Here is an 8,460-nt window from a genome sequence, read left to right on the forward strand (position 1 = left end):
TTGAGTGAATTATCTCAGTCTACATCAATTGTCTGCCTTATGGCGGGAAATGTCTAAGAAAAACTCGTCCTGGAGATACCTCCCCCTTTGCTCGGACTTCGTTTGACTCTATGCAGCGGTTTCAACCGCCGATTCATAAAGAGGGTGGCTAACTTTCAACGCCCGAGTCTTATCAAGGAGTAGTTGGCTGAATTTGCTGTGGCTGCATTTGCTGCGGCTGCTGATTCTGAAGTTGAAGTTGCTGCTGCTGAATCTGAAGTTGCCGATTTTGCAGATCGATTTGCCGCTGTCTGTCTTCCAGTTGCAAGCGTCTGTCTTCAGCTTGCCGCTGTCTGTCTTCACGTTGGAGCTCTCTGTCTAGCAGTCTGTCTTGACGTTGCTCTTGTCTGTCTTCACGTTGTTCGCGAAGCTGTCTGAGCTGATTTTGCCGCTCGAAATCCCCTCCCAAAAATAAGTTTTGAAAAGCGTTGATAGTTGCTTGAAACCCCGTAAGAACGCCGCTAACCGTGCTAATGCCACTTGCTACTCCTGTTATGGGCTGCAAGAATCTGTTTATATTGTCTGCTACCCTAGCATAGCCCGATCGCGCTACCAGAATCACATCGTTGTTGCGGAGAGTAGGGTTATTATTAGGATTCAACCCTTGAGCAAAATCCACCTCGATGGTGCGGCGAGAAACAGTACCGTTGGGGTTCAATCGCAATAGTTCTACCTTGTCTTTTTTAGCCCGCAATTGATTGAAACTGCCTGCGGTCAGCAAAGCTTGGTGCAGGGATGTACTAGGCCGCACCTCCAAAGCCCCAGGCCTAATTACTTCTCCTACAATATTGATGCTAATCGCGTTCGGAGAAAAACTGCTATTTGCGACTTGAGAAACTTCAGCTAAGTCTACAGTAGCTGCTGTCGGGATAATTACGCTATCTCCTTCTTGCAGCAAAATATCTTGAGTTGCGTCGCCTCTTTGCAGCAAATCCCACAGATTTACCATGATAGTTTGTTCGTTGCCCCCTCTGACTCGGCGGCGGATTTGCACTCGGCGAATGTCAGCTTCTGTAGTGATACCACCAGCAATTTTCAATGCTCTAGTTATCGTTGGTAAGCCCACAACAGCTCCTTGCTGTTGGTCGATAGATACAAAACTCAACTCTGTTTGTTGGTTGCTCGATCGCACATCCGAAGCAAATACAGTATAAGGCCCCGGCCGGTTTACTTCCCCGACAATTACCACGCCAATTGGTTGAGTAATATCAGCGGAAAAATTAGCACTGGCTCTTTGACGGACTTCTTCAGTATTAAGGGCACTTGCTGTCGGTACAAAAATTGTATCTCCATCTCGAATGGTAACGTCTTGACGCAAATTTCCCGTCTCTAAAAAATCCTGCAAATCAACAGTAGTAACTTGCTCCGGCCCGCCTCTGCGGGGACGGCGAATTTGGACATTTCGCATATCTCCTGCTGATGTCACCCCTTTTGCAAGTTGCAGCATTTCCATCAAAGTCGGGAATTTTACTCCTCCTCCTTCTCTAGTGGGATTAATCTTGTAGGAACCCGGGCGAGTAACTTCACCTGCAAGACCTATATTTAGGGGGCGAGCGACCATCAGAGTCACGGTAACAACGGGAACATTGATGAAGGGTTCGTATCGCCTGGTAATTACGTTAGCGGCTTGTTCCAGCGTCAACCCTTGAATTGAGACGCTGCGAATGATTGGCAAATTGAGCGTCCCGTCAACTAACACTTGATATTCTCTGCTGAATTCAGGGACGCCGAATATCTCTAAAGCAATGCGATCGCCCGACCCTAAAGTATAAGCTGCTTCTTGCGTCAGCGAACCAGAATTGCCGCTCGCCGGCAAACCCGAACCCGCAGGTGGCGGCGGCGGTACTCTCGGCCTGTTTGGGTTAGGAGTGCCTGCAGGAGTTCTGACGGCAGGCAACTGAGCTATACTGGGCAGCGAACTCAATAGCACCAGGAGTGCTGACAAACTCAGACTTGTAGCGGTTTGAATGGTATGTTTCATCTTTCTTTCCTGGTTGCAGCCTGCCATTGAACAAGAGCAATTTAGCTAGTGGATTTTAGTTTATTTTCCCTGCTGTCCAGTGTAGCCTCGCTTCGCTGCAAAATCCACAGGTGGAATCATAAAAATTGTGCGATCGCACTTAACTATTTTGCCCCTTGTTTGTAAAGAAACTGTAAAGCCCGCCAACTGTTCTCAGGATTAGGATCTCGTTTGAGCAAAATTTTTCACACATAACTCGGGATACAAATCAACCCGCCACAGAAAGGAGATAGGAAAAAACCGCCCTGATTTGAGGTAAAATATTAGATAATTATATCTGCGGGACAAAGACAAGTGTCACTAAAATTGGATAAAGTAATTCCCTGGGGACGCTGCTTGGATGAATACATAGGAATGTTTAGCTTGACATCAAGTGACCTCAAACTAGCAATCCTTGATTGTGCAGGCGGCCCGGCGAGTTTCAATGCCGAAATGACTCGCCAAGGTAAAAAGGTAATTTCTTGCGATCCAGTTTATCAGTTTACTGCGGTGGAAATTGGCGATCGCATCCAAGAAACATATCAAACTGTGATTGACGGTGTTAAAGCCAATTTAGACGGCTACCTGTGGAATAATTTTGAATCGCCCTACCAGCTAGGCGAAGTGCGAATGAAGGCGATGCAGGAATTTTTAGAAGATTTTCCATCTGGCTTGCAGCAAGGCCGCTACATTAATGCTGAGCTGCCAGTTTTGCCTTTCGAGAACGGTCAATTCGATTTAGCTTTGTGCAGCCATTTCTTATTTGCTTATTCTCACCTGCTTTCCGAAGAATTTCATCGATCAGCAATTACAGAAATGTGTCGGGTTGCGAAGGAAGTCCGCGTCTTTCCTCTATTGCAGAGTTTTAGCGGGGAAGAATCCGATCACTTAAATCCGATCGTCGCCGAATTGAAAAAGAGAAATTTTAGTGTAGAAATTCAAGAGGCTCCTTATGAGTTTCAAAAAGGCGGGAATAAGATGCTGCGAGTTAGGGGGCGAATGTAATTCGCGGCTGCGGAGGGCATGGCAATTTGCGATCGCTTATTTCAAAAAAATTAGATAAGCTAAGCATAAGGTCATGCCTCATCTTGGGGTTCGCCAATCGCACGCTGGACTGCATGGCGAATGTGGATAATCCTCACCGTTGGTATGGGTTGATCGTCAAAAATAGTGAAGAGTATGGGATACGTGTTTTTACCACTTCCATACAGAAGCTGGCGAATCTCTTGGCTGAAAAATGCGTTTTCACGGGCTAAAACACAACGACGCGGCATTTCTTGGAGTGAGGAAATCGCTTTAATCAGGCCCTGATACCATGCTTGAGCGCGTTCGGGAGTCGTGAATTGGGAAAAGTTCAGAAACGCTGCATCAGCTTCAGATTGAGCTGTACTAGAAAAGTCAATGCGATACATTATGCTTCCAAAGAAAGTCCGTATTTCTGGTTTTGTCTATCGACAAACTCTTCCAGAGTAGAAAACTGACCCCGATCGAAGTCATCAAGTCCGCGTTGAATCCCTTCTAATGCCTCGAAGAAATCGCTTTCATCAAAGCTAAGTCCGAACGCGATAACAGCTAGGGTAACGCTGGTGATATCTTGTCCTGTACTTTCCGCCCGTTGGCGCAGCAGTGCTTCGATTTGGGGGGGTAAGGTGAGTGTAAGAGTCATAAAAGTTATGATGAATGGTTAACTTTATTTTCTAACTTTATTTTGGCATAGGTAGCCAAAACGATCGCTCCCTAGACTATCTGCCCATTGCTTAACCCGATCGTGCTCTTCGGCCCGTCTTGTTTGTCGGGTAATCTTGCAAGGCTGCGAGACTCTGGGCGATCGTTTCTTCTTCGCTGAGGGGTTGAAACTCGTTTTCTGTGTCAATTTCTCCCCACTGATATCCCTCCGTTTCCTCGCCAATTTCTGCTATTAGGCGTTCAAAGTCGCTGAGATAAATACCGTTGGACTGATTCAGCCATGAAAGCACGATCGCCTTAACCGAATCGCTGGGCATGGCTTGAATTTGGGCGTGGAGTTGCTTTATAGATTGAGCCATTGGACAATACAGAGTGACTGGTTTAATTTTAGCGCCGTGTCAAATAATTGCGTACAATATCACGCACAGTTGCGGTAAAATTAATTAAAGACTTTTGTATTTTATTAACGGTCGTAAAATTAGTTAATACTTAAAAAAATGACTCGTGACTGATGACTAATGACTAATATTTGATATAATATTACACCTAGAAGCAAAACTCAAAGCAACTCATGCCACAAACAGTCTGGATCGCACGACACGGAAACCGCATCGACTTCGTTAACCCCGACTGGTTTCTCACCGCAGAACGCCCCTATGACCCCCACCTTTCCGAAGACGGTCACGTTCAAGCTAAACAACTCGCCAATCGCCTCAAAGGAGAAGGAATTTCTCATATTTTTGCTTCCCCTTTTCTGCGAACTGTCCAAACAGCAAATCATGCGGCCGAAGCTCTCGATTTGTCAATTAAACTAGAGTGGGGACTGTGCGAATGGCTGAATCCTGAATGGATGCCAGAAATGCCGGAAACTGAGTCCGTCGAAGCTTTGTGCAGGCGCTTTCCCAGGATTGATGCTTCCTACAAAGGCGGTATTGCTAATTATCCCGAAACTGGGGAAGCTTGTCTCAAAAGGGCGGGGGAAACTGCTAAACGCCTCGCGGCTGAGTTTCCCGAAGATATGTTATTGGTAGGTCACGGTGCGTCGGTTTTAGGAACTGCGATCGGGCTGGCTGGCTGTGTTGAAACGGAAATTAACGCTTCTTTGTGCTGTTTGGTGAAAGTGGTGCGGGGTGAGGGAGAATGGTCGATCGCACTTAATGGCGATACTTCTCACCTGACTGACTCTGAAACCGCGATCCGGTTTAATTAAAGTTGAGATTCGTGCGAAAAATTGCATTTTATGCTATGTGTGTAAGGTGCGCGGCAGAAGAGCACCCTACGTTAATCTGATTTGTCCGAATCTGGGTGTTATTGTTTAATCTCGATCGCACATTTTAAATCGAAAATCTCAAATAGGTATGGCTGGACACAGTAAGTGGGCGAATATTAAACGCCAAAAAGCTAGAGTTGATGCCGTTAAAGGCAAGGTTTTTGCTAGAATATCTCGCGAAATTATTGTCGCGGCCCGCAGTGGAGTTCCCGATCCCGCTGGCAATTTTCAACTGCGGACGGCTATTGAAAAAGCCAAGGCGGCGGATATTCCTAATGAAAACATAGAAAGGGCGATCGCCAAAGGTGCCGGCTTGGCGGGAGGAAGTTCGGATTTAGAAGCTATTCGCTACGAAGGTTACGGCATTGGCGGGGTTGCTATTCTGATTGAAGCGCTGACAGACAATCGCAACCGCACAGCGGCTGACTTGCGAGAAGCTTTTACTAAAAATGGTGGCAACCTGGGCGAAACTGGTTGTGTGGGCTGGATGTTTGACCACAAAGGGGTTTGTACGGTACGCGGCCCTATTGATGAGGAACAATTGTTTGAAGCGTCGCTAGAGGCGGCTGCCGAATCTTATGATTTGATATTAATTGATGAGGATACTGAAGGTGCAGAGGTATTTACAAGTGTGGCTAATTTGGAACACTTGGCTGATGTTTTGAAACAAAAAAGTTTTGCTGTTTTGCAGTCGGAAAATCGCTGGATTCCGAGCAATACAGTGGAAATAGACACTCCTGAAAAAGCTCGATCGCTCTTGAAGTTAATGGATGCACTGGAAGATTTGGACGACGTGCAAAGTGTGACAGCTAATTTTGAAATGACAGATGAATTGATGTCTTTGAGTATGGTTTAATGCTTTAAAGATGAGGGATCTGGATCGTCCTGCTGGCACTGCAAAAGATGAAAACTCGCCAGCGGGACGATCGCGCTACACTATTACCAGGAAACGAATCCCTATCTGTACGCGAGTGGGGAGTGTCAATCCAACGCATTGCTGAAAAAGCTGCATTGAAAATCTCAACCCACAGTAAAGCCATGCTAGTTGACACTCCCGGGCCTGAAGGCGTGGGGATTCTTAATTCATCGACTGACCTTTAAGCGCTATGTCCTTGCGGCAATTCTTAAACCTTTCAACCGTACAAAATACCAATTGACGAGTTCAACTCACAGCAACCCCAGAGGGTCTATCTCCAAAAGCGTACGCTTGATATGAACAAGCGAGTTCGGGTATGCCCTACCCTACTTAACAAATGAACCAAATTATTTGTTTTCTGGTAAAGAGAATGCGTTGATTCTCTAGCTGTTTTAAGAGTATTCGCTGCTCTGAGTCCAACAATTTATGCCTAAAAGTGTGTCTTAACTGTTTCACGATGGCACAGGAGTTTAACCTTGACGATTGTAGTATACTACAAATACCAGCAGTTCCCTGATTTTTAGGAATGGATTTAAGAAATTAAAGCCGGCCACTGAAGAAGGGGTTTTAAACCAAATTTTTTGATAACAACGAAAGCAAAATGGACAGCACGCACTCAGAAGAAGTTCTGTCAGCAACCGAAGTATCCGAAACCAAGGATATATCCGAATCGAATGTGCAGGCTGAACCAGGGGGTAAATCCAATTGGTTCGGTTCCGTTTTCGGAGCCGTCTCTGCAACGGCGAGTGCCGTAGGGAATGCGGTAGGCAATGCCGGAAGTGCAATTGTTCATACCGCGAGTGCGGTGGGGAATGCAGCAGGCAGTGCTGGAGATGTGATTGTTGTTAATACAGCGAGTGCGGTAGGCAATGCCGGAAGTGCGATTGTTAATACCGCCAGTGCGGTAGGGAATGCAGCAGGCAGTGCTGGAGATGCGATTGTTGTTAATACCGCCAGTGCGGTAGGGAATGCCGGAAGTGCGATCGTTAATACTGCGAGTGCGGTAGGGAATGCGGTAGCGAATGCCGGAAGTGCGATTGTTAATACCGCCAGTGCGGTGGGGAATGCAGCAAGCAGTGCTGGAGGTGAGATTGTTGTTAATACCGCGAGTGCGGTAGGCAATGCGGTAGGGAATGCCGGAAGTGCAGCACTCCAATTTCCCAATTTTTGGGATTCAGCCCTCGGTTCGATTTCCCAGAGTCCTATCTTGAAAAAACTGACTGAAAATTTCAAAATCGACTGGTTAGTTAGTGCGATCAGTAAAGTTGATGTCGTGACTGCCGAGGCGCAAGTTCGAGAGTTACAGCGCCAATATCCTCACGAGAAACCCGAAGAGATCGCACATCACTTGATGGTGGAAAAAGCCTTGCTAGCGGCAGGAAGTGGCTTGGTGAGCAGTTTAGTTCCCGGCGTGGCTTTGGCGTTGTCTGGCATGGATTTAGCGGCAATGACGGCGTTATCTGCCGAGTTGGTTTATCAAATTGCTGCAGCCTATGGCATGGATTTGCGATCGAGCGATCGCAAAGCAGAAGTTGTCGCTATTTTTGGTTTGTCCTTGGGTAGCAATTTAGCTATCGAAGCTGGAGTTACGCTTGTCAGCAATATTCCCTTGGCGGGTGCGGTAATTAATGCTAGCGCCAGTGCGACAATGATTTACGCGCTGGGATACGGTGCTTGTCGGTTTTATGAAGCGCATCTCGATTCCTCGGAAATCGAAACCAAGCTCGGAGATTTACAAGAGGTATTGCAAGCGGAAAGTGAGCAATATTTAGAGACAGCGATCGCACAAGAAACGGTGATGGATTGGATTTTGGTGTATGTCGTCTATGCCAGCAAAAAATTCACCCGATGGGATGAGTTATTACCGGAATTACGAGCGGCGAATTTAAATCCCAGGACTTTAGCTGAGATTGAAGCTGTGACAAATAAGTCTAAATTGCTTCCCAAGTTGGATATTTTACTCGCACAACTCGAACTTGACTTTGCCGAACCACTTTTAAAGCGATGCACTGAGATCATCGAGGCTGACGGTGAAATTAATCAACAAGAGGGGAAAATTTTGCTGACAATTCAACGGGCTGTTTTGAGCAAAAGAAAGCAAGCTCAAAAGCCAGCCCAGCAAACTTGCATCGAGGATGCGGTACCGCCACCCACTGAAGCACAAACTGAAGTCCAAGGTGAATCACAAATTCCCTCTTTATCTTCTGATTCTCCTTCTACTAATAAGTTTAGTTCGAGTATGCTGCAAAATTTCCAAAAAATCATAAAAGTTGCTGGGCGATTAGACGTGCAAAAGATTGCGAATTTAATAGATACTGAATCACAAGCTCCCCCCTTATCTTCTCATTCTCCTTCTACTAAGTTGAGTGCAATTCTGCTGAAAAAATTCAAGCAGATTTTAGCAGGTTCTACGCGGTTAGAAGTGGCAGAGATTGGGTATTTAATCGATCAGGTCGATCGCATGACGGGAGAAGGTGCGATTCGTTGAAACGTGAATCACGGTAATCAGTCCGTACATAGCGTTTCCAGCCACAAGGCTGAACTCTCGGT

9 protein-coding genes are annotated in these 8,460 nt (G+C 46.3%); 5 read left to right on the forward strand and 4 right to left on the reverse strand.

Features of this window, described 5'->3' with window-relative positions:
- Positions 1-172: 172 nt before the first annotated feature.
- Complete coding sequence (locus QUB12_RS35805) at positions 173-2,020, reverse strand: polysaccharide biosynthesis/export family protein (RefSeq protein ID WP_333141860.1); 1,848 nt, start codon at positions 2,018-2,020, stop codon at positions 173-175.
- Positions 2,021-2,353: 333 nt separating this feature from the next.
- On the opposite strand from QUB12_RS35805, the gene QUB12_RS35810 reads away from it, so the two are divergent.
- Positions 2,354-3,043, forward strand: coding sequence for a class I SAM-dependent methyltransferase (locus QUB12_RS35810; protein WP_333141858.1), 690 nt, complete (start codon positions 2,354-2,356; stop codon positions 3,041-3,043).
- Between the two features lie 71 nt (positions 3,044-3,114).
- Here the strand turns inward: QUB12_RS35810 and QUB12_RS35815 are convergent, their stop codons facing one another.
- The 3 genes from QUB12_RS35815 to QUB12_RS35825 form a co-directional block, all read right to left on the reverse strand.
- Positions 3,115-3,450, reverse strand: coding sequence for a type II toxin-antitoxin system RelE/ParE family toxin (locus QUB12_RS35815; RefSeq protein ID WP_333141856.1), 336 nt, complete (start codon positions 3,448-3,450; stop codon positions 3,115-3,117).
- On the reverse strand, positions 3,450-3,704 hold the full coding sequence (locus tag QUB12_RS35820) for a hypothetical protein (RefSeq protein WP_242716968.1): 255 nt from the start codon (positions 3,702-3,704) through the stop codon (positions 3,450-3,452). Before QUB12_RS35820 ends, QUB12_RS35815 begins: the two co-directional genes overlap by 1 nt.
- A 91-nt stretch (positions 3,705-3,795) precedes the next feature.
- The gene (locus QUB12_RS35825; RefSeq protein WP_333310866.1) at positions 3,796-4,083 is read right to left on the reverse strand and encodes a hypothetical protein; all 288 of its coding nucleotides are present in this window, start codon (positions 4,081-4,083) and stop codon (positions 3,796-3,798) included.
- 212 nt (positions 4,084-4,295) lie between these two features.
- On the opposite strand from QUB12_RS35825, the gene QUB12_RS35830 reads away from it, so the two are divergent.
- The 4 genes from QUB12_RS35830 (at position 4,296) to QUB12_RS35845 (ending at position 8,398) form a co-directional block, all read left to right on the forward strand.
- On the forward strand, positions 4,296-4,934 hold the full coding sequence (locus QUB12_RS35830; RefSeq protein WP_333310868.1) for a histidine phosphatase family protein: 639 nt from the start codon (positions 4,296-4,298) through the stop codon (positions 4,932-4,934).
- A gap of 148 nt (positions 4,935-5,082) precedes the next feature.
- Positions 5,083-5,850 (forward strand): YebC/PmpR family DNA-binding transcriptional regulator, encoded by a 768-nt coding sequence (locus QUB12_RS35835; RefSeq protein ID WP_333310870.1) that lies wholly within the window; start codon positions 5,083-5,085, stop codon positions 5,848-5,850.
- A gap of 47 nt (positions 5,851-5,897) precedes the next feature.
- Positions 5,898-6,095, forward strand: a complete 198-nt coding sequence (locus QUB12_RS35840) for a hypothetical protein (protein ID WP_333141849.1) — start codon at positions 5,898-5,900, stop codon at positions 6,093-6,095.
- A 416-nt stretch (positions 6,096-6,511) separates the two neighbouring features.
- On the forward strand, positions 6,512-8,398 hold the full coding sequence (locus QUB12_RS35845) for an EcsC family protein (RefSeq protein ID WP_333310872.1): 1,887 nt from the start codon (positions 6,512-6,514) through the stop codon (positions 8,396-8,398).
- Positions 8,399-8,460 lie beyond the last annotated feature (62 nt).

The organism is Microcoleus sp. B7-D4 (genome assembly GCF_036705125.1).
Taxonomy (GTDB): domain Bacteria; phylum Cyanobacteriota; class Cyanobacteriia; order Cyanobacteriales; family Microcoleaceae; genus Microcoleus.